The organism is Vibrio sp. S11_S32 (assembly GCF_014694465.1).
Classification (GTDB): domain Bacteria; phylum Pseudomonadota; class Gammaproteobacteria; order Enterobacterales; family Vibrionaceae; genus Vibrio; species Vibrio algicola.
Genome location: NZ_JAAUWS010000149.1, coordinates 1 through 567, shown reverse-complemented (window position 1 = coordinate 567; position 567 = coordinate 1). Strand labels below are relative to the sequence as shown.

The 567-nt window shown below is 39.5% G+C and carries 1 protein-coding gene; it reads left to right on the top strand.

Annotated features, from left to right (window positions below):
• Positions 1 to 567: IS30 family transposase (locus tag HC723_RS17045; RefSeq protein WP_190339953.1), on the top strand; the 567-nt coding region annotated here is incomplete at both ends.

Below are 567 nucleotides of genomic sequence, written 5' to 3'. Positions count from 1 at the left end.
AAATCTTTCCTAAGCCTCGGTTTCAGTCCTGAGCAAATGGCTGGACGAATGAAAAAGGAAAAGATAAGTTATTGTGCCAGCATGCATACTATTTATCGTTTAATTGCTCGAAATGGTTGGAGCCATCAGTTACCTCGACGAGGAAAACCGTATCGTAAACGAACGGGAAGCCTTGCAGGGGCTAAGCTTATCCCTGATAGAGTCGATATCAGCGAACGTCCAGATGAAGTCGAAGATAAAGAAGAAATAGGTCATTGGGAAGCCGATACAGTGCATGGTATCGATGGTTATTTCGTCACTTTAGCAGAACGAAAAACAAAGCTATTCTTGTTTAGCTTTGTGAAACGTAAGACAAAATCAGCGGTATCACGAGCTATTATTAAACTGCTTAAGCTTTATAAAAAGGATTGTAAAACAATCACCTTTGACAATGGTGGAGAGTTTGCAGGGCATATGAAAATAGCTAAGGCTCTAAAGTGTAAAACCTATTTTGCGAAGCCTTATCATTCTTGGCAAAGAGGGCTAAATGAAAATAGTAATGGATTATTAAGACGCTACTTCCCAAAA